The sequence below is a fragment of the Martinezella lusitana genome (genome assembly GCF_014207095.1).
GTDB classification, from domain to species: domain Bacteria; phylum Pseudomonadota; class Alphaproteobacteria; order Rhizobiales; family Rhizobiaceae; genus Rhizobium; species Rhizobium lusitanum_B.
The window spans coordinates 20,870-45,523 of record NZ_JACHBG010000015.1; the positions used below are offsets into that span (position 1 = coordinate 20,870).

The 24,654-nt window shown below is 59.5% G+C and carries 26 protein-coding genes and 1 tRNA gene; 10 read left to right on the top strand and 17 right to left on the bottom strand.

Translation table 11 applies throughout. The features are described from left to right. Window positions 1-18 precede the first annotated feature (18 nt). The 6 genes from GGD46_RS23805 to GGD46_RS23830 all read right to left on the bottom strand — a co-directional run bounded on the left by GGD46_RS23805 (window position 19) and on the right by GGD46_RS23830 (window position 5,424). Window positions 19-1,290 (bottom strand): CpaE family protein, encoded by a 1,272-nt coding sequence (locus GGD46_RS23805; protein WP_184708620.1) that lies wholly within the window; start codon window positions 1,288-1,290, stop codon window positions 19-21. A 37-nt stretch (window positions 1,291-1,327) separates the two neighbouring features. Continuing rightward, window positions 1,328-2,074, bottom strand: coding sequence for a CpaD family pilus assembly protein (locus GGD46_RS23810; protein ID WP_184708622.1), 747 nt, complete (start codon window positions 2,072-2,074; stop codon window positions 1,328-1,330). Between the two features lie 55 nt (window positions 2,075-2,129). Then, on the bottom strand, window positions 2,130-3,635 hold the full coding sequence (locus GGD46_RS23815) for a type II and III secretion system protein family protein (protein ID WP_184708834.1): 1,506 nt from the start codon (window positions 3,633-3,635) through the stop codon (window positions 2,130-2,132). A 14-nt stretch (window positions 3,636-3,649) separates the two neighbouring features. Further along, window positions 3,650-4,465, bottom strand: a complete 816-nt coding sequence (gene cpaB / locus GGD46_RS23820; RefSeq protein ID WP_184708624.1) for a Flp pilus assembly protein CpaB — start codon at window positions 4,463-4,465, stop codon at window positions 3,650-3,652. 164 nt (window positions 4,466-4,629) lie between these two features. Beyond that, window positions 4,630-5,142 (bottom strand): prepilin peptidase, encoded by a 513-nt coding sequence (locus GGD46_RS23825; protein WP_184708626.1) that lies wholly within the window; start codon window positions 5,140-5,142, stop codon window positions 4,630-4,632. Between the two features lie 96 nt (window positions 5,143-5,238). After that, entirely contained in the window at window positions 5,239-5,424 is a 186-nt protein-coding gene (locus GGD46_RS23830; RefSeq protein ID WP_184708628.1) for a Flp family type IVb pilin, read from the bottom strand. Between the two features lie 405 nt (window positions 5,425-5,829). Between GGD46_RS23830 and GGD46_RS23835 the strand changes: the two genes are divergently transcribed. The 7 genes from GGD46_RS23835 to GGD46_RS23865 all read left to right on the top strand — a co-directional run bounded on the left by GGD46_RS23835 (window position 5,830) and on the right by GGD46_RS23865 (window position 11,358). After that, a complete protein-coding gene (locus GGD46_RS23835) occupies window positions 5,830-6,255 on the top strand; it encodes a pilus assembly protein N-terminal domain-containing protein (RefSeq protein ID WP_184708629.1) in 426 nt (141 codons plus the stop codon). A gap of 154 nt (window positions 6,256-6,409) precedes the next feature. Next, a complete protein-coding gene (locus GGD46_RS23840) occupies window positions 6,410-7,048 on the top strand; it encodes a TadE/TadG family type IV pilus assembly protein (protein ID WP_184708631.1) in 639 nt (212 codons plus the stop codon). 14 nt (window positions 7,049-7,062) lie between these two features. Further along, the gene (locus tag GGD46_RS23845) at window positions 7,063-7,635 is read left to right on the top strand and encodes a TadE/TadG family type IV pilus assembly protein (RefSeq protein ID WP_409527709.1); all 573 of its coding nucleotides are present in this window, start codon (window positions 7,063-7,065) and stop codon (window positions 7,633-7,635) included. 132 nt (window positions 7,636-7,767) lie between these two features. Beyond that, window positions 7,768-8,988 carry a phosphopentomutase gene (locus GGD46_RS23850; RefSeq protein ID WP_184708635.1) on the top strand — a complete coding sequence of 407 codons (1,221 nt, stop codon included), beginning with the start codon at window positions 7,768-7,770 and terminating at the stop codon, window positions 8,986-8,988. After that, window positions 8,985-9,953 carry an adenosine deaminase gene (locus GGD46_RS23855; protein ID WP_184708637.1) on the top strand — a complete coding sequence of 323 codons (969 nt, stop codon included), beginning with the start codon at window positions 8,985-8,987 and terminating at the stop codon, window positions 9,951-9,953. The genes GGD46_RS23850 and GGD46_RS23855 overlap by 4 nt, the downstream gene beginning before the upstream one ends. Before the next feature lie 121 nt (window positions 9,954-10,074). Beyond that, window positions 10,075-10,704 carry a uracil phosphoribosyltransferase gene (gene upp / locus GGD46_RS23860; RefSeq protein WP_184708639.1) on the top strand — a complete coding sequence of 210 codons (630 nt, stop codon included), beginning with the start codon at window positions 10,075-10,077 and terminating at the stop codon, window positions 10,702-10,704. Window positions 10,705-10,830: 126 nt separating this feature from the next. Then, window positions 10,831-11,358 carry a TIGR02281 family clan AA aspartic protease gene (locus GGD46_RS23865; protein WP_184708641.1) on the top strand — a complete coding sequence of 176 codons (528 nt, stop codon included), beginning with the start codon at window positions 10,831-10,833 and terminating at the stop codon, window positions 11,356-11,358. Between the two features lie 9 nt (window positions 11,359-11,367). Here GGD46_RS23865 and deoA read toward each other — a convergent pair whose 3' ends face one another. From deoA to GGD46_RS23910, 9 genes are all read right to left on the bottom strand, one after another. Beyond that, on the bottom strand, window positions 11,368-12,675 hold the full coding sequence (gene deoA / locus GGD46_RS23870; protein WP_184708643.1) for a thymidine phosphorylase: 1,308 nt from the start codon (window positions 12,673-12,675) through the stop codon (window positions 11,368-11,370). A 3-nt stretch (window positions 12,676-12,678) separates the two neighbouring features. Continuing rightward, window positions 12,679-13,452 carry a deoxyribose-phosphate aldolase gene (gene deoC / locus GGD46_RS23875; protein ID WP_184708645.1) on the bottom strand — a complete coding sequence of 258 codons (774 nt, stop codon included), beginning with the start codon at window positions 13,450-13,452 and terminating at the stop codon, window positions 12,679-12,681. Next, complete coding sequence (locus tag GGD46_RS23880) at window positions 13,449-14,255, bottom strand: purine-nucleoside phosphorylase (protein ID WP_184708647.1); 807 nt, start codon at window positions 14,253-14,255, stop codon at window positions 13,449-13,451. Before GGD46_RS23880 ends, deoC begins: the two co-directional genes overlap by 4 nt. After that, window positions 14,252-14,644, bottom strand: a complete 393-nt coding sequence (locus GGD46_RS23885; RefSeq protein ID WP_184708649.1) for a cytidine deaminase — start codon at window positions 14,642-14,644, stop codon at window positions 14,252-14,254. The genes GGD46_RS23880 and GGD46_RS23885 overlap by 4 nt, the downstream gene beginning before the upstream one ends. Before the next feature lie 3 nt (window positions 14,645-14,647). Continuing rightward, window positions 14,648-15,619 carry an ABC transporter permease gene (locus GGD46_RS23890; RefSeq protein ID WP_184708651.1) on the bottom strand — a complete coding sequence of 324 codons (972 nt, stop codon included), beginning with the start codon at window positions 15,617-15,619 and terminating at the stop codon, window positions 14,648-14,650. A gap of 10 nt (window positions 15,620-15,629) precedes the next feature. Continuing rightward, complete coding sequence (locus GGD46_RS23895) at window positions 15,630-16,733, bottom strand: ABC transporter permease (protein ID WP_184708653.1); 1,104 nt, start codon at window positions 16,731-16,733, stop codon at window positions 15,630-15,632. Window positions 16,734-16,740: 7 nt separating this feature from the next. Next, entirely contained in the window at window positions 16,741-18,252 is a 1,512-nt protein-coding gene (locus GGD46_RS23900; RefSeq protein WP_184708655.1) for an ABC transporter ATP-binding protein, read from the bottom strand. A gap of 80 nt (window positions 18,253-18,332) precedes the next feature. Continuing rightward, window positions 18,333-19,328 (bottom strand): BMP family protein, encoded by a 996-nt coding sequence (locus GGD46_RS23905; RefSeq protein ID WP_184708657.1) that lies wholly within the window; start codon window positions 19,326-19,328, stop codon window positions 18,333-18,335. 370 nt (window positions 19,329-19,698) lie between these two features. After that, on the bottom strand, window positions 19,699-20,016 hold the full coding sequence (locus GGD46_RS23910; protein WP_184708659.1) for a hypothetical protein: 318 nt from the start codon (window positions 20,014-20,016) through the stop codon (window positions 19,699-19,701). 236 nt (window positions 20,017-20,252) lie between these two features. Here GGD46_RS23910 and GGD46_RS23915 point away from each other — a divergent pair. Continuing rightward, window positions 20,253-20,342: transfer RNA gene (locus GGD46_RS23915), tRNA-Ser, on the top strand. Window positions 20,343-20,649: 307 nt separating this feature from the next. Here GGD46_RS23915 and GGD46_RS23920 read toward each other — a convergent pair. Continuing rightward, window positions 20,650-21,639 (bottom strand): nitrilase family protein, encoded by a 990-nt coding sequence (locus tag GGD46_RS23920; RefSeq protein WP_184708835.1) that lies wholly within the window; start codon window positions 21,637-21,639, stop codon window positions 20,650-20,652. 97 nt (window positions 21,640-21,736) lie between these two features. Here GGD46_RS23920 and GGD46_RS23925 point away from each other — a divergent pair, with 97 nt between their 5' ends. Continuing rightward, on the top strand, window positions 21,737-22,633 hold the full coding sequence (locus tag GGD46_RS23925; protein WP_184708661.1) for a LysR family transcriptional regulator: 897 nt from the start codon (window positions 21,737-21,739) through the stop codon (window positions 22,631-22,633). 101 nt (window positions 22,634-22,734) lie between these two features. Here the strand turns inward: GGD46_RS23925 and GGD46_RS23930 are convergent, their stop codons facing one another. Then, a complete protein-coding gene (locus GGD46_RS23930) occupies window positions 22,735-23,631 on the bottom strand; it encodes an SDR family oxidoreductase (protein ID WP_184708663.1) in 897 nt (298 codons plus the stop codon). A 91-nt stretch (window positions 23,632-23,722) separates the two neighbouring features. Here GGD46_RS23930 and GGD46_RS23935 point away from each other — a divergent pair, with 91 nt between their 5' ends. After that, complete coding sequence (locus GGD46_RS23935; RefSeq protein WP_184708665.1) at window positions 23,723-24,604, top strand: helix-turn-helix transcriptional regulator; 882 nt, start codon at window positions 23,723-23,725, stop codon at window positions 24,602-24,604. The last annotated feature ends 50 nt before the right edge of the window (window positions 24,605-24,654 follow it).

Genomic DNA, 24,654 nt, shown 5'->3' on the forward strand with positions numbered 1-24,654 from the left:
CCAATTCAGCTACTATAGTTACTTCCGCTTCAGGAGGCCGAGCAGACCGCCCTTTCTCGCCTTCTTCAAAGCAACACGCCCCGTGACGATATGCGATATCTGCGAGAAGACTTCGGCAACCGCAGACTTCGGATCCGTTTCCGAGATCATCTGGCCGCTGTTGGCGGCATTGCCGAAAAGATTGATGTCGAATGGAATGATTGCGATCGGATCGATCTCCAGCGGTGCGCAGAATTCCGACGGATTGATCTCGGGACGCTTCGGCATGCCCACCTGGTTGAGAACGAGATGAGGCGCCTTGTCATTGGGCCGCAGCTTGCCAAGCGCGTCGATCAGGTTCTTGGCGTTGCGCAAGTTGGCGAGATCGGGTGCTGCGCAAATGACCACTTCGTCGACGGCGCCAAGCACCGAACGTGTCCATTCCGTCCAGACATGCGGCACGTCCAGCACCGCTACCGGCGCGCTGCGCTGCAGTACATCGAGCACCGGCAGGAAAGCGTGTGCATCGAAATCATAGGCGCGGTCCAGCATGGAGGGCGCCGCCAGCAGGGAAAGGTGCTGCGAACATTTGGTCAGCAGGCGATCCAGGAAGACCTCGTCCAAACGTTCCGGCGCATAGACAGCTTCGGCGATGCCCTGCGCGGGATCCTGATCGAAGTCGATATTCGCCGTGCCATAAGGGAGATCGAGATCCGCGAGGATAGTCTCGGTGGAAAACAGACTCGATATGCCGAAAGCGCAATTATGGGCGATGGTGGAAGCGCCCACGCCGCCCTTGGCGCCGATGAAGGCGATGCTGCGCCCAAGCGGCTCGGCATCTGGATCGATAAAAATCCCTGCCATCGCATTCATCAGATCGGCCATCTCGGTGGGCTGAACGATATATTCGGATATGCCGTTGCGGATGAGTTCGCGATAGAGCCCGATATCATTGTGATAGCCGACAATGATCACCTTGGTGCTCGGATCGCAGACGGCGGCCAGCGGCGCAAGCTCCGCCAGCAGATTGCGCGGATTGGCGCGCGTCTCCAGAATGATCAGATTGGGCGTCGGTGTCGAAGCGAACATGTTCGCCGCCGCAGCCGTGCTGCCGCTGGTAATGCGCAGGCTTACCTTCGACATGCGGCGATCGTTGGCGCATTGGTCCATCACGCGCTGTAACTGTTCGCTCTCGCAGAAGGCATGCACCGAAATGCGCGGCAGCGGCCGCACATTCTCGAGATTGCCCGTGCGCGGAGCTTCCTCAGCCTCCTCGGCAGTCGATCCGATATCGTAATCTATGGCGTTCATGACTTCATCCTGTTCCGCCGACGGGCAATTCCTATGGTCATTGGCCGGAGCTGCCTGACCCGCCGAAGCCACCGATCGTAGCCGTGCTCGTCGGGACCGAGCCCTTGCGGTAGTTGTCGATGACCTTGCCGCGCTGATCGGTATCGATCGGCGATGCGGCACGGGGCGAAATCAAGTCTGTCGGATTGGCGACCTGTGCCGCCAGATTGTGCTGGGTTGCGCAGCCAAAATTATAGTAGTTCTGATTGTCGAAGGCATTGTCGGAGAGATCGTCCGGCCATTGGCCGCAAGTGTTGGTGAGCGCCGTGGTGGCGGTGAAGCGCAGACGGATCGGAGCGGCGTCGCCGGGATTGCCGGCAGGGTAATAGCTTTCGACGACGCGCGCCGACGGTATGCCATTCCCCACCAGTTCCTTTCGGATTTGCTGACGCAGGACCGATGCCGCCTGCGAGTTCACCGATCCCCGCGGCAGCAGGATTTCGACGGTGCCGCTCGCGTGGCCGCGATATTCCTGCACAAAGCCACGGATTGTATCACGCATTCCCGTGGTCAGCCGGCGATCGCTGGCGGCGACCGGTATATCGAGGCTGCGTTCCTTCTCGGTTAATACGATCGGATGGCGCTGACGATAATCGTCATTGATGGCGCTGGTGGTCATGCGGTCGCGCGAATCGGCGCAGCCGCTGATAGCGGCCGCAGTGAGAAGCAGGACCGGTGCGATCAGGGCCAGCCTGCGGAAACGGGCGCTGCCGGCACGAGGCGTATTACGATCGAGGCTGGCCATTTCTTTATTCCTCGTCAGTCCGGTTGAAGGGGTGCGCGTCATGGTCGGTGTCCCCTCACTTGTAGATGAAGCCGACTGTGCCGTGGAAATCGGCGTCGGCGACCGGCGGCCCGTCCTTGCGGCCGTAGATTTTGTTGACACGATTCATGAAGAAGCCGCTGATATCGTTGCTCGGCGAGAAATTGTCGTCGGGGCGGGCGAGCTGGCTGCGGGCGACCGGACGCACCAGATAGGGCGTCGCGATGATGACCAGTTCAGTTTCGTCGCGCTGGAAGCTCTTCTGGCGGAACAGCGCGCCGAGGATCGGGATCTTCGAGGCGCCCGGCGTGCCGTTGGTGGTCTGCTGAACGGTATCGCTCAAGAGGCCAGCCAAGGCGATCGAACCGCCGGACGGCAATTCAACCGACGTATCGGCTGCGCGCTGGTTATAGGTTGCCGTGCCGGCGTTAGCCGTGCCAACCGGATTGGAAACCTGCGTCTGTACGTGCAGGGCGATTCGCCCGGCAGACAGCACGACAGGCGTGAAGGCCAAACTGATACCATAAGTGAAGGGAGTGACCGTTACGGTCCCGTCCTTGTTCGTGACGGCGTACAGCGTCTGACCGCCCGAATTGAAGGTCGCGGCCTGGCCGGAGATCGCCGTCAAGGTCGGCTCAGCCAGCGTACGGACAGCTCCAGCCTGCTCAAGAGCATTGAGATACGTACTGATATTGTACTTGCCGATGGCGGTTTTGAACAAGCTGGCAAGGCCGCCTCCGCCGATTGCCGCAGTCCCATCCGAGGCAGGACTGCCGAGTTGAGCGACCGACAGGCCGGAAGAGTTGCGGACGAGGTTGTCGAAGCCGATCTGCTTCAGCACGCTGCGCTTGATTTCGGCAACGGTCACCTTGAGCGTCACCTGATCTTCACCTTCGATCTGCAGCATGTTGACGATCTGCGAGGTCTGTCGATCTTCGGCAAAGAGGGCAACGCCATTGTTGGCGCTGGAGCCTGATGCCGTTGCCATGCGGGTCGTTGCCTCGCCGCCCTTGAGAAAGGCCTCTGCAAGCTGCGTGGCCCGCGTCGCATCCTGCGGCGTGCGCACAGTGCCGGTCATGACAATGTTGTCGGAGACAATCTCGACATTGATGTCCGAGTCCGGAATGAACCGCTTCAGATTGGCCTGCAGGCCGGCAATATCGCGCTCGATCTGCAGGTCGAGGCTCACGATCTCCTTGCCGTCCGCGCCGAAGATGAAGATATTGGTCTGACCAACCGTCTTGCCAAAGAGGTAGATGCGGCGCGAGGTACGCGTCACGGCATCCGCCATTTTCGGGTCGGACACAAGAATATCGTGAGCATCGGCCGGCAGATCGACCACAAGCGCCTTGTTGAGACCGAGTTTCAAAGTCCGTTTCGTACCAAGACCCGCTATCGTGACGATGCTGTCGGAACCGCCTGCGAGCGCCATTGGCGTGCGCAGGAAAGCCGGGACGTCCGTCAACGGCAGTCCCGCAAAAGCGGTGGAGAAGGAGAGCATTGCAGCGAGAGAATGGCTGACCGTCTTGCTAGGTTTGAACATCATTCGGCCCCTTCTCATTGTGCTTTCGGCCCTGTCGGGCCACCGGTCACGATCGTTCCCGACTTGATGACTTGAACAAGACCGCCGCCATTATCGCCGGCGAGCAGATAGTCGGCAGCCGTCGTATCGGATTGCTGAGCGTCGGCGACGGAGCGCAATGCCAGGGTCAATCGGTCGGCCATCTGATGCGCAACAGCCAGCACCTTCGTCTGGTCCGGCGTCAGCTCCAGCGTTGCGGTCGCTCCGACCACGGCCTTGCTTCCATCCTGCTTTTCCTCGATCTGCTGATCGACCGCCAGGACACGCACATTGCTCAAAACCGTTTCGGTGACGAGTTGCTGCTGCGATCCCTTGCGAACCATGATCACATCGACTCTATCGTTCGGGAGGATGAAGCCGCCAGCGCCTGTGGCGACGGAAATCTCGGTCGCGACGGCGCGCTTACCCGATGGCAATAGGGACGACAGGATGCGGCTGCTGGAATCGGCGACCTTTTCCTCGCGGATCGGCTCGCCCTCGAAAATCGGCAGGCGGACGACCGCGCCCGTCAGATCCTTCAGAGCGTCGGGTCGGTCACTTTGAGTGATGAGGCCCTTGACGATGCCGCTTTCCGGCCAGGCCAGCCAGCGGATCGATTTCTCATCCAAACGCGAGCCGACGGGCAAATTGCCGCTTGCAACGAGCACATTGATCGTCGCTTCCTTTTCCACCACCGCTGCAATCTGCTGGGGCACGACATCGTGCCTGCCTGCAAGACGCATCGCCAGCAGGCCGGCCATACCGGCTGCGACGGCTGCCACTGCGAGGATCATTATGCGAGCGGGTTTCATGGACATTCCTTGGCGAACAGGATTCTTCGCCCCGCAGAATGACCGGCAATTGGTGTAATTATGGTTAATGGTAGGTTACATTTATTGTTACTTAACCATGATTACTTGATGTAAATTAGCTACCATTTATATGAAAGCTGAGCCTATACTGGCTAATATCCAGCTCAAAGTGCTCCGCCAGTCGCCGCGATCAGGAGCGGCGAGGAAGGAAAGGCGAGGATACCGCCGATAGCGATCGCAATGCCGTAAGGGATTTTCTTGGCGACCGACAAAGAGCTTGGGACCGGAATACCAATGGCCATGAGGATGCTGGATTGCGACCGGAGCAATATGACCAAGATCGTGACCGCACCGCCGATGAACGCGACATAGATCAGGAACTCTATAAGGGATGAATCGAAGCCGAACCAAAGTGCCGCAGCTGCGAGTAACTTTGCATCGCCGCCTCCCATGACATTCAGCGCGAATAATGCGAAGCAGGCAAAAAAAACAATGCCTGCACCGGCAAAATGCATGCCGACTTCTGAAAGTGACAATCCGAAAACGGGTGACAATACCAAGAACGAGACAGCGAGTGCGAGAGATACGCGATTCGGGATCGTCATGGTCAGCAGATCGGAGATCGCCGCGATCGACATGCAAAGCGGAAATATTAGCAATGTCGAGGCTTCAAGCATCGGAGATCGACCATCTACAGCGAAAGTAAGAATATTGAAAACCGCTCTTTATTCAGAGCGGTTTTCGCTGAGAAGCTCACCTAGATCTATGCAGGCTTACTTATTGGCTATAGCAGCGGCATTCATCTTGGTCGAGATATTCTGGAATGTGGTATTCAGCGTGCTGCCCAAAGTAGTAGCACCGGTGATGATGGCGACCGAGATCAGAGCTGCGATCAGGCCGTATTCGATAGCGGTCGCACCCGACTCATCCTTCAGGAAGCGCGAAAAAAGCTTGGACATGAATTTACTCCACTCAATTTGTTGACAGCACGTCCGCCAACTGTTGCCGTTGATCGGATGAGTTGCACGGTAGCTGGGCGCCGTTTCCATCGCTTTAAAGAAAGTGGTTAATCAGGAATGAATATCTGAGTTAAAAAAGAATAGTTAACATCCAACTGACGTCTTCTTTTACTTTTTTAAAGAAAATCTTCAGAGAAATAGAAATTATTAGATGTATGAATATTAGCGCTAGACGGGACTTGTTTTGAAGTAACACATAATCAGCTAGCGTCCGCCAGCATAGAAGCTGCATATGGGACATTTGCACCATAATCGGCCCACCGGTACCCGCCTTAATCGTTCATTCACCATTCTTTCTCATTCTATCCGACAATTCCCTTCGCCCTATGCTTATGAGGCCAACCCATGCCAATCGGCGGCAAAACCACATTCCTTGCCGGCATCGTCGCCATGGCCGGCCTGATACCGCAGCTTTCCCATGCAGCCGGAGAGAGCCTGCTGCGCGTCTATATGGATCACGCGCGCGTGTTGAAGCTCGATCGCCCCGTCAGCAAAGTCATCGTCGGCAACGCCCAGGTCGCAGACGCAACGGTGGCGGACCCAAAGACCATTGTGTTGACCGGTCGCGCTTTTGGAACGACGAACATCATCCTGCTTGACGCCGACGGCAACGCCATCGTCGACGAGCAGATCCTCGTCTCGATCGACGAAGGCAATACGGTTCGCGTCTTTCGCCAGACGGATCGTGCAGTATTGTCCTGCACACCAAACTGCGAGCAGCATGCACAGCAGAACAACAGCACCCCGGCCGCAGCACCGGCTAATCAGTAGTATTATCTATTATCGCAAATATTCTAAAGTACTGCATAAGAAGTACACTCCCCCTGATAATCACGCCTTCCTCTAAATATGAAGAGAGAAGAGAAACGGATTATCAAGAAAGCAACTCTATTTTCATCCGCATTTAAATTGCTGCGGATGTTCAATGACGCCGGACGACAATCTTGTAACAGATGGAGGCCAAGTGCGGCAGCGCGCCCGCAGGGGCCTGCGCAGTCTCGTCGATTCACGGGACGGCGCCGCGGCGATCGAATTTGCCCTGCTGGCCATTCCCTATTTCCTGATCGTCTTCGCAATCATCGAAACGTTCGTCGCCTTCACGGCCGAACAAGTCATATCGAACGCTGTCGACACGCTGTCCCGCCAGATAAGAACGGGGCAGATTACCGCCGATCCGACCAAGTCTTCCTACACGACACAACAGCAATTCCGCACGGCATTCTGCAATGAAATCGCCGTGCTGATTACGTGTTCGCCTTCAGAGTTGACGACGCCGTCCAGCCTCTATCTCGATGTCGAAAGCTATACGAGCTTCGCCTCCATGCCGACGACAATCCCTCGCCTGTCGTCGACTGACCCATATTCCGACATCAATACCAAGGGCTTTGCCTTCGCACCCGGGGGTGCAAAGACCCTGAACATGGTGCGGGCATACTATCGCTGGCAGATCATCATCGATCTGATGCGTCCTTACCTTTCCAATATCCGCCCGTCCGACGGCTCCATGCCGACGACCTATCTCATCGTTTCAACCGCCGCCTTTCAGAATGAGAATTATCCATGAGCGGCCAGTCGAACATGATCGATAAGGAAGGCTCGCCCCGCGGCGTCCTGCGGCGTTTTGCTCGCGATAACAGCGGTGTCGGGGCAATCGAATTCGCCATTCTCTTCCCCGTATTGCTGCTGCTCTATCTCGGTGCGGTCCAGCTTACCGTCGGCCTCAACGTTTCCAAGCGTGCCAGCCGCTCGGCCGGATCGGTTGCGGATATCGTCTCGCAGCAGTCAAGCGTCAGTAAGTCCGTGCTGGCAGGCATGCCTTCGGTGGCGGCAGCAATTTTTGCACCCTATGGCACGACGGGCCTGACCCTAAAACTTACTGGCATTGCGATCGATGCCAGTGGCAAGGCGACCGTGGCATGGTCTTGGGCGCAAGATGGGACAGCCCCCTATGTCGCGGGCAACCCCGTTACCGTGCCCAACAATATGAACCAGGCAGGCACCTTTCTTGTGCGCAGCGAACTCGCCATCCCGTATCAGCTGATCAATTTTGACACGAACTTCCTGCCGAACGGCAGCACCCAGATCACCATCAGCCGCCAATACTACTATCGCCAGCGCGTCGGCACGGGGATCAGCTGCAGCGACTGCTGACATGCCGCGCTTGATCGGCACTCGATAAGGCCTCCAACCGGAAAATTGCCAAGTCGATGTCTCCGTTATATGGGTGACGTCCAGAGTACCCGAGAGGAACTGCCGGGTGCGACGATCTCTATCGGGTGGCCCATGGCGCGCGCTTTTCTTTTCGTTCTGGACTCTTTTGGCGTCGGCGGCGCTCCGGATGCTGCAAGTTATGGCGACGAAGGTGCCGATACGCTCGGCCATATCGCCGAATTCTGCGCCGCGGGTGCTGCAGATCGTGACGGACTGCGCCAGGGACCGCTCGTTCTGCCGAACATGTCCGGGCTCGGGCTGCTGGAGATCGCCAAGTCAGCGAGCGGCAGCTATCCGGCCGGCATGTCGCAGCCGGAGCGACTTTACGGCCTTTACGGCTGCGCCAGCGAGGTTTCGCATGGCAAGGATACGCCGTCGGGCCATTGGGAAATCGCCGGGACCCCCGTGATGTTCGACTGGGGTTACTTTCCAACCGAAGGCGACGCATTCCCACCGGAGTTGGTGACGGCAATCTGCGAGGCGGCGGACCTGCCGGGCATTCTCGGCAATTGCCATGCCTCGGGAACCGATATCATTACCAGGTTCGGGGAAGAACATATCCGCAGCGGCAAGCCGATCTGCTATACGTCCTCCGATTCCGTCTTCCAGATCGCCGCTCATGAAAAGCATTTCGGCCTCGACCGGCTGATCGCCCTCTGCAAGATCGTCCGCACCTTGCTCGACCCCTACAATATCGGCCGCGTCATCGCCCGCCCCTTTGTCGGCGAGACCGTGGCGACCTTCGAGCGAACCGGCAACCGCCGCGACTTCTCCGTCCTGCCGCCGGAGCCGACCTTGCTCGACAGGCTGGTCAAGGCCGAGCGCACCGTACATGCCGTCGGCAAGATCGGCGATATCTTTGCGCATCAGGGCGTTTCCAAGGTCATCAAGGCCAATGGCAACATGGCGCTGATGGATGCGACGCTGAAGGCCATGGACGAGGCGGCCGATGGCGATCTGGTCTTCACCAATTTCGTCGATTTCGACATGGTTTACGGCCATCGCCGCGATGTGCCGGGCTATGCCGCAGCGCTCGAAGCCTTCGACGCGCGGCTGCCCGAAGTCCACAAGAAGCTGAAGGCAGGCGATCTCGTCATACTGACGGCCGATCACGGTTGCGACCCGACCTGGCGCGGCACCGATCATACACGCGAGCGCGTGCCTGTTATGGCTTACGGGCCGGGCATACGTTCCCGCTCCATTGGCATCCGCCAGACCTATGCAGACATAGGCGAGACGATAGCACGACATCTGGGAATTGCGGCGGGACCGCATGGGAGGAGTTTCCTTTGACATCGCATTTGAAGAAAGTGGAGCTGCATTGCCATCTGGAAGGCGCGGCCCCGCCAGCATTGACGCTCGCACAGGCACAGAAGTATGGCGTCGATACCAGCGCTTTCCTGAAGGACGGCACCTACCTCTGGAAGGATTTTGCCGAATTCCTCGTCTGCTACGACCAGGTCTCCGAGGCTTACCGCACCGAGGAAGATTACGCGCTCTTGACGGAAACCTATCTGGAAGAGCTTGCCAGCATCGGCACGATCTATAGCGAGCTCATCGTTTCACCCGATCATGGAGACCGCATCGGTCTTGGCGCCGACGCCTATATGGCAGGTGTTTCCGCCGGCATCCATGCCGCCAAGGCAAAGACCGGCATCGAGGCGCGGCTGATCGTGACCGGCGAACGCCATTTTGGCCCGGATCGCGTGGTGAAGGCGGCGGAATATGCGGCCAAAAGCGACAATCCGCTGATAACAGGCTTCAACATGGCCGGCGAAGAGCGGATGGGCCGCGTGGCTGATTATGCCCGCGCCTTCGATATCGTCCGCGAGGCCGGTCTCGGTCTTACCATCCATGCCGGAGAGGTATGCGGCGCCTTTTCCGTCGCCGATTCCCTCGAGCTGGTGCGGCCGCAACGCATCGGCCATGGTGTGCGCGCGATCGAGGATATGGATCTCGTCAAGCGCCTTGCCGATGTCGGCACCGTGCTTGAGGTCTGCCCCGGCTCAAACATTGCGCTCAAGGTCTTCCCGGATTTCCAGTCGCACCCGCTGCGCAAGCTGCGCGACGCCGGCGTAAAGGTCACGATCAATTCCGACGATCCGCCGTTCTTCCACACGTCGCTGAAGCGCGAATACGAACTGGCATCATCAGCCTTCGGCTTTAGCGACGACGAGATCAACGCGATGACCCGCACGGCGATCGAAGCGGCATTCGTGGACGAAGCGACGCGCGCTGCATTGCTCGCGAAGCTGTAAAGTGAGAGTTTTGGCCGCTGATTGGGGATGAAATCTCGAAAAGCAGGCTATTTTCTTGCACCGGAGGCGATTTCCGTGAAAGAAACATCTTATATCACGGAATTATTGGAAGGCTGAAACCATGGACGGCGTCACTGTCATCGATCATCCGCTTGTGCAACACAAGCTCACAATCATGCGCAAGAAGGACACGTCGACAGGAAGCTTCCGCCGGTTGCTGCGCGAGATCTCGACGCTGCTCTGCTACGAAGTCACGCGCGACCTGGAACTGACGATCCAGACCATCGAGACGCCGCTGCAGCCGATGGACGCTCCGATCCTAGAAGGCAAGAAGCTGGTCTTCGCCTCGATCCTTCGCGCCGGCAACGGCCTGCTCGAAGGCATGCTCGACCTGGTGCCGTCGGCCCGCGTCTCGCATATCGGCGTCTATCGCGATCACGAAACGCTGCAGCCGGTCGAATATTACTTCAAGGCACCCGAGGACGTCTCCGAGCGCCTGATCATCGTCGTCGATCCGATGCTGGCGACCGGCAATTCCTCGATTGCCGCCATCGACAAGCTGAAGGAGCGCGGCGCGCACAACATCCGCTTCCTCTGCCTGCTCGCAGCTCCGGAAGGTATCGCCAACTTCCGCAAGGCGCATCCGGACGTGCCGGTCTTCACCGCCGCGATCGACAGCCACCTGAACGAGCTCGGCTATATCGTACCCGGCCTCGGCGATGCCGGCGACCGCATGTACGGCACGAAGTAAGTTTTGCCACTATACTCACGTTAAAGCCCGGTAGTATTCAACTGCCGGGCTTTTTATTGATTGCCTTAGCAGCATTTCAGCAAACTTGGCTTAGATATGGCATGGCCCACAGGAGGGGTTTTGCCGATGCTCGTTCGCGTTCTTGTCTTTGCCGGGATTATCGCAGTTGCCGCCACGCAGGTGCCAATGCTTGTCAACGGCCTTGGCAACAACAGCGAAAAGCCAGCTTCGGTAGAAGCTGTTTCGCTTGCTCCCCAAAAGGTCGAGCTTCCGGCATCCTATGGCAGCGTCTTGCTGCGCGCCGATGCGAACGGACATTACCAAGGCGATTTCACGATCAACGGCCGATCCGTCCACGGGATGATCGATACCGGGGCGACCTATGTGGCAATCAACGAAAGCACCGCCCGCAGCCTCGGCTTCAGCAGCCTTGACCTCGATTACCGCTACACGGCTCAAACGGCGAATGGCCCGTCCAAGGTGGCTCTGGTCAAGCTCAGCCGCCTGGAGATCGGCAACATAAGAGTTCGCGATATCGATGCCGTCGTATCGAAAGACGGCGCTCTGTCGACATCGACCTTGATCGGCATGAGCTTCCTGAAAAAGCTGAACTCCTATGGCGTCCAGAACGGCACGATGCAGCTGAAGCAGTAAGCTGCCCGATCAAATCCGGTTGACGATCACGGCGGGCCGATCCGGCACCGCATCAACGATGCGATAGTTGGCAGACAGATCAACCACCGCCTTCTCAGCACTTGCCTCATCGGCGGCATGTACCGTCGCGATGCGGTCGCCCTTGCTGATCCTTGTGCCAAGCGGCAGAATATCGCTGAAGCCGACACGATGATCGATGCTGTCCTGCGGACGTCGGCGGCCGCCGCCGAGATCGATCACGCTCATGCCAATCCCGCGCGCAGCGCAAGCACCGAGCCAGCCGTCAGAAGCCGCAACGATCGGCGTTTGTACGGGTGCATTCACCAGATAGCGGTCGGGGTTCTCAAGCAGATCAACCGGTCCGCCAAGGCCGTGCACCATGCGGCCAAAGATATCGGCCGCCTTGCCTGATGCCAGCGCTCCGCGCGCCCTGCCCTCGGCCTCCGCAGCACTTGCGGCAATGCCGGCCTGAACCAGCATCTCGGATGCAAAGGCCATTACGACCGTTTCAAGCCGCGTGCCTGCCTTTTTGCCCTTCAGGAAATCCAGGCAGTTGCGAAGCTCGACCACGTTGCCGGCCGCGTCGGCCAGGGGCTGGTTCATGTCGGTGATCAAGGCCGAGGTCTTGACCCCCGCGCCGTTTGCCACCTCGACCAGCGAACGCGCCAGTGTCTCTGCCTCTTCCTGAGAGGTCATGAAAGCGCCGCTGCCGATCTTGACGTCGAGCACCAGCGTTTCCAGTCCCGCCGCCAGCTTCTTCGACAGGATGGAGGCCGTGATCAGCGGCACGGAATCGACCGTCGCAGTCACGTCACGCACGGCATAGAGCTTGCCGTCGGCAGGCGCCAAGGCGCCGGTCTGGCCGATAATGGCACAGCCCACCTCGTCGACCACCTTGCGGAAGCGAGCCGCATCCGGCGTGATGCCATAGCCGGGAATGGATTCCAGCTTGTCGAGCGTGCCGCCGGTGTGGCCAAGGCCGCGACCGGAGATCATCGGCACCGCAAGGCCGCAGGCGGCGGCGATTGGGGCGAGCATCAGCGAGACGTTGTCGCCGACGCCACCCGTCGAATGCTTGTCGGCGATCGGCCTGCCGATCCCTTCCCAGGACAGCGTATCGCCTGAGCGGGCCATGGCAAGCGTCAAAGCCACGGTCTCGTCGCGTGTCATGCCACGAAACCAGATGGCCATGGCGAAGGCGCCGATCTGGCTTTCGGCCAGTTCGCCCCGCGCTAGCGCGCCTATGAAACCATCGATGTCGGCGACCGAAAGCTCGGCGCCGTTACGCTTCAGCCGGATGATTTCCTGCGGGATCATGGATCAATAGCCCGAAGACGCCGTCTTGGACTCTCCGCCCGCCAGCACGTTCGAGATATCGTCGAGCAGGCTCGACGCGCCGAAACGGAAGGTCGAAGGCATGGCCCAATCGGGTGCCATGATGGTTTCGGCCAAGCTGAGATAGAGAGCCGCGTCGGCAACGGAGCCGATGCCGCCAGCCGGCTTGAAACCAACCTTGCGACCGCTGGCGCGGATTGCCCGCAGCATGATGTCGGCAGCTTCGAGCGTCGCGTTGACGGCGACCTTGCCCGTGGAGGTCTTGATGAAATCGGAGCCGGCATCGATCGTAAGTTCCGAGGCACGTCGAATCAGCGCGGTGTCCTTGATTTCGCCGGTTTCGAGAATGGTCTTCAGAAGAACCGGTCCCGTGCACTCGGCGCGCACAGCGGCGACCATGTCGGTGACGGCCTGTTCATTGCCGGCCAGAAATGCACGGTAGGGGATGACCAGATCAATCTCGTCGGCGCCATCGGCAATGGCTTCGCGAGCTTCGGCTGATACGTCGGCCACTTCCATGTCGCCGGCAGGAAAATTCACCACGGTCGCGATCTTCACGGCATGATCGGTGCCGAGAATGCCGCGTGCCTGGGCAACAAAGCGCGGCCAGATGCAAATGGCAGCAGTATTGCCATAGGGAGACTGCGCGCGGGCGCACAGCGTCTCGATCTGCGCAGGCGTGCAATCGTCCTTGAGATTGGTCAGGTCGAGAAGGGAGAGCGCAACGGCCGCCGTTTCTCTCAGGGAATGGCTCGTCATTGTGGATCTCCTTCGTCCGCAATCATCTCTTTCAGAACGGCGGCAAGACGTGCACCGCCGACCGGGGCCATGTCTTTGGTCTCGTCGTGCGAGAGTTCGCCACCAGTCATGCCAGCACCATAGTTAGTGATGACGGAGGCAGCGGCAACCCTCAGACCGAAAAGACGTGCCAGAATGACTTCCGGCACCGTCGACATGCCGACCGCGTCGGCGCCCAGAATGCGTGCCATACGGATCTCGGCCGGCGTTTCGAAGCTCGGCCCCGAAAACCACATATAGACGCCGTGTGACAGCTTGATCTCGGCCTTTTCCGCCGCCTTGCGCATACGCATGATCAGGTCGATGTCATAGGCGCTAGTCATGCCGACGAAGCGCTTGTCGCTCTCTTCGCCGATCAGCGGGTTCATGCCGGAATAATTGATGTGGTCGGTGATCTGCATCACCGATCCGGGCGGCATTTCCTCGCGCAGCGATCCCGCAGAGTTGGTCAGGATCAGCGTATCGACCCCAAGCGCCTTCAATGTCTCGATCGGCGTGCGCATGGCATTGGCGTCGCCCTGCTCGTAATAATGCACTCGGCCGGATAGCATGATGACAGGCACATTACCGAGCTTGCCAGCAACCAGCGCGCCGGCATGGCCGGACACGGCACTTACAGGGAAGCCGGGTAGATCGGCATAGGGAATACGCACGGCGTCCGCGACCTGATCGACCAGCGAACCCAGTCCAGAGCCGAGAATGATGCCGTAGCGCGGCTTCAGGTCACCGAGCTTCTCCGTGAGGATGTCTATGGCCGCGCTCATCCGAGTATCTCGGTTTCAAAGCTGAAGGGCAGCATCTCTTCCATGGTCATGGTCTTCTTCACGCCGGTTTCGTCGCAAAGATAGATGCGTGTCTCCTTGCTGGCAAATTCGGCGATCTTCTGCCGGCAGCCGCCGCAGGGCGGGCAGAGCGGTAGCTTTTCGGCGATGACGGCCATCTCGACGATCTTCTTGGCGCCGCCCATGATCATGTGGCTGATCGCTGTCGGCTCGGCACACCATCCCTGCGGAAAGGACAGGTTTTCGATATTGGCGCCGGCATAGATCTTGCCGTCCTCGGCGCGGATGGCCGCGCCGACGGGGAATTTCGAATAGGGGGCGTGCGCGAAAGCCATCGCCCCGCGGGCGGCTTCGAACAGATCGTGCGACATGGTTTAGCGCTCCTTGGTATAGGGTACGCCACCAGCCTTCGGGGGTTTGGCGACGCCGATAAAGCCTGCGAGCAGGATGCAGGTAAGGATATAGGGCAACGCCTGGAAAATCTGTACCGGCACCTCGCCGATGCCCGGAACCGCCTTGCCCTGCATGAAATTGGCGAAGGCATCGAGGAAGCCGAACAGGAGGCAGGTGAACATGACCGGCACCGGCTTCCACTTGGCGAAGATCAACGCGGCCAGTGCAATGTAGCCCTTGCCCGCCGACATGTTGTTGATGAAGGCGGCCGACTGGGCGATGGCAAGATAGGTGCCGGAGAAGCCGCAGAGGATGCCGGCGACGATCAGCGAGCGATAGCGCAGCCACTCGACCGAGATGCCAGCAGTATCGACGGCGCCCGGATTTTCACCGACGGCGCGCAGTCGCAGGCCGAAACGGGTGCGGTAGAGGATCCACCAGGAGATCGGCACCGCCAGGAAGGCGAGATAGGTCAGGATATTGTTGCCGGAGATGACATTTGCGTAGAGCGGCCCGATGATCGGCACGCCGCGGATCGCATCGGCACCCGGCAGAGTGATGGCGGAGAAGCGTGCGGTACCCGGCAATGTCGGCGTGCGGCCGCCCTGCCCGAACCAGGCATTGCCAAGAACGATAGTCAAGCCGGCCGTCAGGAAGTTGATGGCAACGCCCGAGACGATCTGGTTGCCGCGATTGGTGATCGATGTGAAGCCGTGCAGCAGACCGAGAAGAACCGAAACGACGATTCCGGCGCCGAGACCGGCCCAGGGCGAGCCGCTGATTGCGGCGACGCAGGCTGCCGCAAACGCCGAGGCCAGCATCTTGCCTTCGAGGCCGATATCGAAGATGCCGGCGCGCTCGGAAAACAGGCCTGCCAACGCCGTAAAGATCAGCGGAATCGACAGGCGGATAGTCGAGCCAAATATGGCGATCAGAAGATCATAATAGTCCATCGTCCGATCCTCACGTCCTGGCGAATTGCTGGTAAATGCGCACGAGCGCGGGGCGGAACATATATTCGAGGGCACCGGCGAACAGGATGACGAGACCCTGGATTACCACGATCATATCGCGTGTGATCTGCGGTATGTCGAAGGGCAACGTGTCGCCACCCCTATAAAGAATGCCGAACAGAAGCGCCGCCGGGATAATGCCCAACGGATGATTGCGGCCCATCAGCGACACGGCGATACCGACAAAGCCCGCGCCGAGCACAAACTCGATTTGCAACCGGCCGGAAGCGCCCATGACCGGATTGAGCGACATCATGCCGGCGAGGCCACCCGAGATCAGCATGGCGATGATGACGGTGCGGGCATAGGGAATGCCGGCGTAGACCGCAGCCGTCGGGCTCAAGCCCAGCGTGCGCATCTCATAGCCGAGCTTGGTGCGCCAGACGAGCACCCAAACGAGAAAGCACATGACCAGCGCAATCAAGAATGACACGTTGAGCGGGGCCGCGCCGATGGTCGAGCCGAAAAGATCCATCAACCAGTCGAGCTTCGGCAACTGGCCACCCTCCAGAAAGGTGCGGGTTTCGGGTGCCATCTTGCCCGGCACAATCAATATATGCACCAGCAGGAAGTTCATCATCGCCGATGCGATGAAGTTGAACATAATCGTGGTGATGACGACGTGGCTACCGCGCTTGGCCTGCAGCCAGGCGGGAATGAAGGCCCAGAGCGCGCCGAAGATCGCAGCACCGATGACCGCGAAGGGCATCGTGACGTACCAGGGCACGTAATGGTCGAGCGTCAGCGCGACGAGCGCGCAGCCGAGACCGCCGACATAGGCCTGACCTTCCGAGCCGATGTTGAACAGGCCGGCATGGATAGCGACGGCGACCGAAAGGCCAGTGAAGATGAAGCTGGTGGCATAATACAGAGTGAAGCCGATACCTTCGCCGCTGCCGAGCGCGCCATCCAGCAGAGATGACAGCGCGTCGAGCGGGCTAGCGCCGATAAACCAGACGACCAAGCCCGAGATCAGGAAGGCGACGATCAGATTGAGAAGAGGGATCAGACCGTAGTTGATCCAATTGGGGAGCGGAACGGAAGCCGTGCTCATATACGCCTCACGCGGCAATGCCGGCCATCATCAGGCCGAGTGTTTGTTCACCGGCCTCAGCCGACTTTTCACCGACGATATGGCCGGCGAACATGACGAGGATACGGTCCGAAAGCGCACGGATCTCATCCAGCTCCACCGAAACCAGCAGGATCGCCTTGCCGGCGTCGCGCATTTCGATGATGCGGCGATGGATGAACTCGATGGCGCCGATATCGACGCCGCGCGTCGGCTGGCCGATCAGCAGAGCCTTCGGATCGCGCTCGATTTCGCGGGCGACGACGATCTTCTGCTGGTTGCCGCCGGAGAAGTTGGCTGTTTTCAGCCGCGCATTCGGTGGGCGGATATCGTATTTCTCGATCTTCTCGATGGCATCCTTGCGCATGGCGTCGAGATCGAGCATTCCGGCGCGCCCGTATTTACGGTCGCGGTGATAACCGAGCATGGAGTTCTCATATTCCTCGAACTTGAGGACGAGGCCCATGTGGTGGCGATCTTCCGGAATATGGGCAAGACCGAGTTCGCGGAGCGCTGCGGGATCGGCATTGCCGATCGGCTTGCCATGCAGAAGGATTTCACCCGACGCCGGTTTGCGGATGCCGGCGATGGCCTCCAGCAACTCGGACTGACCATTACCCGCAACGCCGGCAATGCCGACGATCTCGCCGGCGCGGACATCGAAGGAGACGTTGTCGACCATGGTGACACCACGGCCGTCTTTGACGGTAAGGTTGCGCACCGACAGCAGGACTTCGCCCGGATTGGGAGCTCCCTTTTCGACGCGCAAAAGTACGCGACGGCCAACCATCAGTTCGGCCAGTTCCTCGACGGTGGTTTCCGCCGTCTTGCGGGTCGCGACCATCTCGCCGCGGCGCATGACCGACACCGTATCGGTGATCGCCATGATTTCGCGCAGCTTGTGGGTGATGAGGATGATCGTCTTGCCCTGGTCGCGCAGCACGCGGAGGATGCGGAAGAGATTATCGGCTTCAGCGGGCGTCAGAACGCCGGTGGGCTCGTCGAGAATAAGGATCTCGGCGCCGCGATACATCGCCTTCAGGATTTCGACGCGCTGCTGCTGGCCGACGGGAAGCTCTTCGATCACGGCGTCCGGATCGACTTCCAGGCCGTAGTCCTTCTCGAGCCGGTTAAGCTCGGTGCGGGTGGCAGCGACGCCTTTGGCGAGAAGCGCGCCGCCTTCGGCGCCCAGCATCACGTTTTCAAGGACGGTGAAATTGTCGACAAGCATGAAGTGCTGGTGCACCATGCCGATGCCGGCCGATATCGCCGTCTGGCTGTCGCGGATGGCAATGGGATTGCCGTTGATGCGGATCTCGCCGCTGTCGGCCTGATAGAATCCGTAGATGATCGACATGAGTGTCGATTTCCCGGCACCGTTTTCGCCGATGATCCCGTGGATCGAGCCTTTGGCGACGGTCAGGTTGATATCTTTATTGGCGTGGACAGCACCGAACTTCTTGTCGATGCCCACGAGCTCGATGGCAGGTGATTGGCTCACTATAGCAGGCTCCAGAAACCAGATTCCGGATAAGAAAAGGGCGTATGACGGTTTGCTTCGTCATACGCCCTCGTTTCATATCAGTTCTTCGGGCAGGCGTTGTCGGTCAGATAGTCGTGGACCTTGATGGTACCAGCGATGATATCGGCCCGCGCCTTGTCGACGGCAGCCTGCATGTCCGCGGTGACGAGCGGCTTGTTGTTGTCGTCCATGGCGACGGTAACGCCATCTTCCTTCAGGCCGAGGTTCTGGACACCAGCCGTGAACTTACCGTTCTTGGCGTCGCTGAAGGCATTGTAAACGGCGAGATCGACGCGCTTGACAACGGAGGTCAGAACCGAACCCGGATGCAGGTAGTTCTGGTTGCTATCGACGCCGATCGAGAGCTTCTTGTTGTCGGCGGCGGTTTGCAGCACGCCGAGGCCGGTCGCGCCGGCAGCTGCGTAAACAACGTCGGCACCCTGGTCGATCTGGTTCTTGGTGAGTTCGCCGCCGCGAACCGGGTCGTTCCAGGCAGCGCCGGTCGTGCCGGTCATGTTCTGGAAGACTTCGATCTTCGGATTGGCGGCGCGTGCACCCAGCTCATAGCCGCACTCGAACTTGCGGATCAGCGGAATGTCCATGCCGCCGACGAAGCCGACCTTGCCGGACTTCGAGGCGATAGCAGCCATAACGCCGGCGAGGTAGGAGCCTTCGTTTTCCTTGAACTTGACCGAGCGAACGTTCGGCAGGTCGAGGCTGTCGTCGATCAGTACGAATTCAGTCTTCGGATATTCTGCGGCAACCTTCTGGAGAGCCGAGGTCCAAGCGAAAGAAACGGCGATGACCGGATTGAAACCCTTGCTGGCAAAGTTACGGAGCGCCTGCTCACCCTGGGTGTCGCCCGTCGGCTCGAAGTCGCGATAGGCGATGCCGGTTTCCTTCTTGAACTTTTCGGCGCCGTTATAGGCTGCTTCGTTGAAGGACTTATCGAACTTGCCGCCTGTACCGTAGACGATCGCCGGCTTGATGTCGGCCGCAAGCGCCGTCGCCGACATGGCAGCCAAGGCGAAAAGGGTCAGAAGGGATTTTTTCATGAGTCGCAGCCCTGTTGTTGCTATCTTGTTGGGTCCTCCCGCAAGCCCATTGTTCGGGCATGTCTGCGGAACCGCCAGCCTCCCCCGAGGCCAAGCTGGCGCATCCTTGCATGGCTGCACGAAAAATTCACGAGAAATTTTTCAGTTGGTAAAGATTTGTGGGAATTGCTGAAAACCTGCTCAAGGTAGCCGTTTTTTAAACAATTTCGCCCTCAAACTGCAATTTAATCGATCAAAAAGGTAGCTGCCCGATAGCCTGCAACCTTCGCTCAAATCCTTTTTCAACCCTCTTTCGGCTCCTCCAAGGCATGCGTTCGCGCTCGCCCGAATTCCTCGAATGGGACAGAATTAAAAGTGCCCGAGAGAGCGCTCAGGCACCCAGCCGACCAGCCGCCGCAGGTCTCTTATAGGCGACTATCCACAGCAGCAGGGAGAGGATCAGGAAGACTGCGAAAGCCGGCTGAAACAGCAGCCACTGCATCGCCATGTCATAGAAGCGCGGATGAACATAATAGGAGATCGCCGAGCGAACCGTCGCCAGCGAAGATGGGCTGACATCATTCCAGGCATCGCCCATCGGGGTCAGCACGACGGCCGAGGAGGCGACCGACTGAATGGAATCGATGGTTCCAGCTATGACCGCAACCACCAGCGCGACGAGGCTGGCAAAACGCAATAGGAAACGCATCATTCCCTCCGGACACTCATTACTTCCGGCCCAAAAAGGGCCAATCCGTCTATCGCCGCCGCATCTATCTTCATAGATAAGTTGGCTGAGAAATAAGCGCAATGGGGATGAGATGCAGAGTTTTGCGACGATAAGTCAAAAATCTGTCAGATTCAGGTTGATTGCTTGGAATTCATCGGTATATATCGCGCCGTTCCGACGATTTGCGCCCCGAGCGGGTGCGAAACGCCTAAGAAGGACAGGTGGCCGAGTGGTTTAAGGCGCACGCCTGGAACGCGTGTGTGCGTGAAAGCGTACCGTGGGTTCGAATCCCACCTTGTCCGCCATATGGCGTTGATTTCAATTCAAAAACTGAAGCTTCTGCGAGATCGCCGTTGCGGCATCAACGCCTTTGTTGTGTGGAAGAGCAGAACCCGGCAAGCGTTTTGAAAAACGAAGAGACCGCTACCGGCTTTACGGAAATCCGATAGCAGTCCCTATGAGCCAGCGTTTCGCGATGCGCCCGACAGACAGACGCCATCATTAGGCGCTGAGCCGCAGGCGAGCGGTAGGTCAGAACAATTCCGCCTTGCCGCCCGCATCTTCCATCAATGTGCCTGGCACGCCCGGAGGCAGGTTTGCCTCACGACACCCTCACTTCGTCTCTGCAATGCGCGCGGTCTTTCGCGTCGGGGCGTCCGAATAGCGGGCATCCATGGGCGAGAGGCCACCGGGATTGGGTTGCGTGAAGATGCCATAGAGCTCGGGGCGGCGCCCGCGGATCCAGCGTTGGCCCGTGCATTTGTCGAGCAGCGCCAGATCGAGTTCGGTGCTGACGATCGCGTCCGCAGCTTCCCAGGTTTCCGCCAGGATCCGCCCATAGGGATCGAGGATCATGGCATTCCCCGTACGAACCTCGTCTTCGTCCTGGCCGATGCCATTGCTGAATATGAGGAACATCCCGTTGTCGTGCGCACGTGACGGCAGCCAGCGCATGAACCATTCGCGGCCGTTCGGCCCGCGAATTTCGTCCTCGATGGCCTGCGGATCTTCATGGCGACGGATCCATTTTTCGACCGGGATACGCTTCATACCGTGCGGGCTGACCGACTGGCCGCCGCCGGCCTGATGCGGCGCGATCAGAAGCTCCGCACCGAGCAAGGCCGTTGCACGGGCGTTTTCGATGAGATTGTTGTCCCAGCAGATGAGGATGCCGACGCGGATGTCCCACGGAGTGTCAAAGACAGTGTAGCGATCGCCGCTCGATATGGCGCGATGTTCCCAGGCATGCAGTTTGCGATGGCAGTGGATCTGCCCGTCGGGCAGGCACATTGCGTAGGAATTGTAGACCGCGCCATCGTCGCCAAGCTCCAGGAAGCCGGCGCCGATCCCGATGCCGAGTTCTCGCGCCAGCCCGGCGACGTAAGAGATGGACGGACCGGAGAGCGGCTCGGCGAGCGCACGGATAGCCTCGGCGTCGAGCTTGGGAACGTGCCAGTAGCCGCAGACGCACATTTCCGGAAACACCACCAGCTTGCTGCCGTCGCCAGCCGCCTGCCGCGCAAGCGTGTTCACGCGATCGAGATTATAGGCCTTGTCGCTCGCCCGGTGCTGAAACTGGACGGAAGATACTTTCAACATGATCGTCTTTGCTCCTGATGTCTTATGTCTGGGAGCAATTTGACCATAGAGCTTTCATTCCGTAAAATGAGATCTTTGATGCATTTAAGTCGTAAATCGAATGGATCTTAAGTTACTCCGCTCCTTCGTCCTGCTCGCCGACGCCGGTCATTACGGCAAGGCGGCAGACAAGCTGTTTGTTACGCAATCGACCTTGTCGAAACAGATCCAGGCCCTGGAGGCGACGGTTGGTGGAGAGCTGTTCGAGCGCGGGCGACATGGCGCAAAACTGACCGTGCTCGGCAAGCTGCTCAGGAGAGAAGCGCACAAGCTGCTGCGATTGAGCGATGAGGTCGACGCCCGGATGCGCCGCGCCAATGCTGGTCTGGCCGGCCTCCTCGATATTGCGTTCGGTATTTCGACACTTATTCTCGCCCCTCGGCTGATTGCCGACTTCCGGGCGGCGACGCCCGACTGCCAGATCATGCTTGACGACCTACCCTCGAGCGAGCAGCACCAGCGCCTGCTCGACGGGAGGCTCGATGCCGGCTTTTGCCGTGCTCCCGCGGATGCGGAAGGGCTATCCTTCATGCCGTTGCTTGAGGAGCGGCTGGCGCTTGTGCTGCCGCTTGCCATGGATGAACCACCCCTGAGCCGGCTATCGGTACTCAACGATCTTGGCTTCGTTGCGCTATCGCCGGGTCGTGGATCGGGGCTGGATGCGCAGATCGTAAGATGGTGCGCGGGGTCACATTTCGAGCCGCGCATCATTCAATATGCCGAGGATATCTTGACCGTTCATGCCGTCGTCGCAGCCGGGCTTGGGGCGGCGTTCCTTCCTTTGCAGGGTGTGGAAGCCTTGGGCGGGCGGACGCGCCAATGGCAGTTGTCCGGCCCGGAGTCTCGCTGGCCGGTTGGCCTGTGCTGGCGCAGCGACGACAGAAACCCGCTGCTGTTGCGATTCATCGATCATATTACGCGCCAAGCCTCGCTGATTGCGAGGCCTGGCAAATCTTAGCGGCGTCCGCTTCTAGGCCAGTCTGGAATGGCCAAGCCATATGATTGGCTCTTGATCTTCTCCGTCAAGTTGTCCCTAGCCGGGCTCGGAGATGAACAATGTCACGCGCCGGCCAGCCGCAATTCGGCGAGATCGGCCAGCAGCTTCGGGCCGGTCGGCTCCCAGCCCAGCTTTTGCCGCGTCTTGGCGCTGGAGGCCGGCATGTCGTGACCGGCAAACAGCGCGAGCCAGCCGAAATAATTCCCGGCTTCTTCCTTTTCGACGGATTCGACCGGCAGGTTCAGGCGCCGACCGATGGTCTCGGCGATATCGCGCATTGGAATGCCCTCTTCCGCGACCGCATGATATCTGGCGCCCGGTTCTGCGCGTTCGACAACGAGGCGATAGAGGCGAGCGACGTCAGAAAAATGCGCGGCAGGCCAACGGCTTTGCCCGTCTCCAACATAGGCGCAGACGCCCTTTTGCCTGTAGATCTCGATCAAAGGCGTTATGAGTCCTTGGCTGACGGGATCATGCACCTGCGGCAGGCGCACGACCGAAACGTTGACGCCGATCTCGCTGGCGAGGATTGCCGCTTCCTCGGAAGCTGCCCGGGGATGCTTGTCCGAGCCGACGATCGCGTTGTCTTCCCTGGCGGGTTCGCCCGGCACGGTATTGGCAATCGGCGTTCCCGAGGTGATCACAAGCGGCCGGGCGGAACCCGCAAGCGCCATGGCAAGCGTCGCGATGACGCGGCGGTCATCCTCGCAATTCGCGGCAAATCTCGAGAAATCGTGATTGAAGGCGAGATGGATGACACCATCGGACTGCGAGGCGCCGCTCTTGAGAACGTCGATATCCTCAAGCGTTCCATGAAGAACTTCGGCGCCGGCAGCAGCAAGTGCTGCCGCTTTCTCCTGGGAGCGGCAAAGACCGAGCACCTGATGGCCGGCCGCAATCAACTCTCTGACGACGTTCGAACCGATATTTCCGGTAGCGCCAGTCACGAATACACGCATGAACAAGTCTCCTTTTTCGTTGGAGACAAATCTGAGCTTATCGCTTATTCTGGTAAAGTAGTGACCTTATCATAGTAAAAGCACTAACAGGATGACCGACCTGCTCGACACTGAGAACCCGCTCGGAACCTATCTCAGGGACCGACGCGCCAAACTCGATCCATCCGTCCTCGGCTTTGCTTCGGAACGGCGGCGGACGCCCGGGCTGCGGCGCGAGGAAGTGGCGCAGCGCGCCAATATCAGCCCGACATGGTATACATGGCTGGAACAGGGGCGCGGCGGCGCGCCCTCGGCCGACGTGCTCGACCGGATCGCTCGCGCGCTGATGCTGACGGAAGTGGAGCGGGAGCATCTGTTCCTGCTCGGCCTCGGCCGGCCACCCGAAGCGCATTATCGCAGGAACGACAGCGTGACGCCGCGGCTGCAGCGTGTGCTCGATGCCCTCGAGCCGTGCCCGGCCCTTATCCGAACCGCCACCTGGGACGTCATCGCCTGGAACCAGGCGTCGCGCGTGATGCTGGTCGATTACGAATCTCTGCCGCCGGACGAGCGCAATATTCTGCGTTTCATCTTCCTCGATCCGCGCGCCCGCGCCGCGCAATATGACTGGGAAAGCGTGGCACGCTTCACGCTGGGCGCATTCCGTATCGATGCGGCGCGGGCGGGCGCTGCAACCCAGATCGAACCTTTCGTCGCCGAAATGTGCCGCCTCAGCCCCGAATTCAGGGCCATGTGGCGGGATAACGATGTTCCCGGCACGCACACCGAAGCCGTCAAGCATATACGTCATCCGGTTCTCGGCCCGCTCGCATTCGAATACTCGGCCTTCTCGGTCGACGGGCGAACGGATCTGAGCATGGTCGTCTACAATCCGGCAACGCCCGAGGACGCTGAGCGGATCAAATCGCTGCTGTCTGCCCCCGCCTCGGACCTCGCCACCTCCGAAGGACCTTGGCACGCCTTGAGATCCTGACGGCCTTTATCGCGATGGGAGCGGGCTGGAATGCCGAAGAGCGATAATCG

Coding starts and splice junctions, on each gene's coding strand:
- GGD46_RS23805 (WP_184708620.1), bottom strand. CDS start 1,290: ATGAACGCCATAGATTACGATATCGGATCGACTGCCGAGGAGGCTGAG.
- GGD46_RS23810 (WP_184708622.1), bottom strand. CDS start 2,074: ATGGCCAGCCTCGATCGTAATACGCCTCGTGCCGGCAGCGCCCGTTTC.
- GGD46_RS23815 (WP_184708834.1), bottom strand. CDS start 3,635: ATGTTCAAACCTAGCAAGACGGTCAGCCATTCTCTCGCTGCAATGCTC.
- cpaB (WP_184708624.1), bottom strand. CDS start 4,465: ATGAAACCCGCTCGCATAATGATCCTCGCAGTGGCAGCCGTCGCAGCC.
- GGD46_RS23825 (WP_184708626.1), bottom strand. CDS start 5,142: ATGCTTGAAGCCTCGACATTGCTAATATTTCCGCTTTGCATGTCGATC.
- GGD46_RS23830 (WP_184708628.1), bottom strand. CDS start 5,424: ATGTCCAAGCTTTTTTCGCGCTTCCTGAAGGATGAGTCGGGTGCGACC.
- GGD46_RS23835 (WP_184708629.1), top strand. CDS start 5,830: ATGCCAATCGGCGGCAAAACCACATTCCTTGCCGGCATCGTCGCCATG.
- GGD46_RS23840 (WP_184708631.1), top strand. CDS start 6,410: ATGACGCCGGACGACAATCTTGTAACAGATGGAGGCCAAGTGCGGCAG.
- GGD46_RS23845 (WP_409527709.1), top strand. CDS start 7,063: ATGATCGATAAGGAAGGCTCGCCCCGCGGCGTCCTGCGGCGTTTTGCT.
- GGD46_RS23850 (WP_184708635.1), top strand. CDS start 7,768: ATGGCGCGCGCTTTTCTTTTCGTTCTGGACTCTTTTGGCGTCGGCGGC.
- upp (WP_184708639.1), top strand. CDS start 10,075: ATGGACGGCGTCACTGTCATCGATCATCCGCTTGTGCAACACAAGCTC.
- GGD46_RS23865 (WP_184708641.1), top strand. CDS start 10,831: ATGCTCGTTCGCGTTCTTGTCTTTGCCGGGATTATCGCAGTTGCCGCC.
- deoA (WP_184708643.1), bottom strand. CDS start 12,675: ATGATCCCGCAGGAAATCATCCGGCTGAAGCGTAACGGCGCCGAGCTT.
- deoC (WP_184708645.1), bottom strand. CDS start 13,452: ATGACGAGCCATTCCCTGAGAGAAACGGCGGCCGTTGCGCTCTCCCTT.
- GGD46_RS23880 (WP_184708647.1), bottom strand. CDS start 14,255: ATGAGCGCGGCCATAGACATCCTCACGGAGAAGCTCGGTGACCTGAAG.
- GGD46_RS23885 (WP_184708649.1), bottom strand. CDS start 14,644: ATGTCGCACGATCTGTTCGAAGCCGCCCGCGGGGCGATGGCTTTCGCG.
- GGD46_RS23890 (WP_184708651.1), bottom strand. CDS start 15,619: ATGGACTATTATGATCTTCTGATCGCCATATTTGGCTCGACTATCCGC.
- GGD46_RS23895 (WP_184708653.1), bottom strand. CDS start 16,733: ATGAGCACGGCTTCCGTTCCGCTCCCCAATTGGATCAACTACGGTCTG.
- GGD46_RS23905 (WP_184708657.1), bottom strand. CDS start 19,328: ATGAAAAAATCCCTTCTGACCCTTTTCGCCTTGGCTGCCATGTCGGCG.
- GGD46_RS23910 (WP_184708659.1), bottom strand. CDS start 20,016: ATGCGTTTCCTATTGCGTTTTGCCAGCCTCGTCGCGCTGGTGGTTGCG.
- GGD46_RS23925 (WP_184708661.1), top strand. CDS start 21,737: ATGGATCTTAAGTTACTCCGCTCCTTCGTCCTGCTCGCCGACGCCGGT.
- GGD46_RS23930 (WP_184708663.1), bottom strand. CDS start 23,631: ATGCGTGTATTCGTGACTGGCGCTACCGGAAATATCGGTTCGAACGTC.
- GGD46_RS23935 (WP_184708665.1), top strand. CDS start 23,723: ATGACCGACCTGCTCGACACTGAGAACCCGCTCGGAACCTATCTCAGG.